Annotated in this window: 1 protein-coding gene; it reads left to right on the forward strand. The window is 62.9% G+C overall.

Annotation, left to right across the window (positions count from 1 at the left end; translation table 11 throughout):
* A partial coding sequence (locus EN879_RS38220) for a hypothetical protein (protein ID WP_164774957.1) occupies window positions 1–563 on the forward strand: 563 nt, incomplete at both ends.

Below are 563 nucleotides of genomic sequence, written 5' to 3' on the forward strand. Positions count from 1 at the left end.
CGACAAGGCTGACGGAACTGTCGTCGTCCACCTTGCGCGAGGTCGCGTCGATTGCCACCAAGTTCGACGAGCACAGCCGCCTGCTGTCCAGTGCTTCGGACCTGTTGAGCTCGGCCCAGAGCAACCTCGAACACACGCTCGAACGGCAGTCGTCGCTCGAAGACCTCGCCGTCGGCCTGGTCAAGAAGTCGGAAGATCTCGAAAGGGTCATGCGCTCGTTCGAAAATCTCGTCGGCCAGACGCTGCAGAACGCCGAAGGCAAGACGATGGAGTCGGCCGACAAGATCCGCAACGCCATCACCGACGTCGTCGACTCGGCAACCAAGCGCTTTGCCGATGCGACCGAGGAGATGCGGCGCACAGCGGGTTCGATCAAGAGCGAGCTCGACCTGACCCGCGCCGAGCTCAAGAAGGGCGTCATCGAAATGCCGGAAGAGGCCAAGGAATCGACTTCGGCCATCCGCCGCGCCGTTTCCGAGCAGATCAACGCCCTGAAGGAGCTTTCGGACATCGTGGCCAAGTCCGGCCGCGGCGGTGAAGGGTCCGAACCACGCAACCTGCGT

It is taken from the genome of Mesorhizobium sp. M7A.F.Ca.AU.002.02.1.1 (assembly GCF_003998535.1).
Taxonomy (GTDB): Bacteria; Pseudomonadota; Alphaproteobacteria; order Rhizobiales; family Rhizobiaceae; genus Mesorhizobium; species Mesorhizobium ciceri.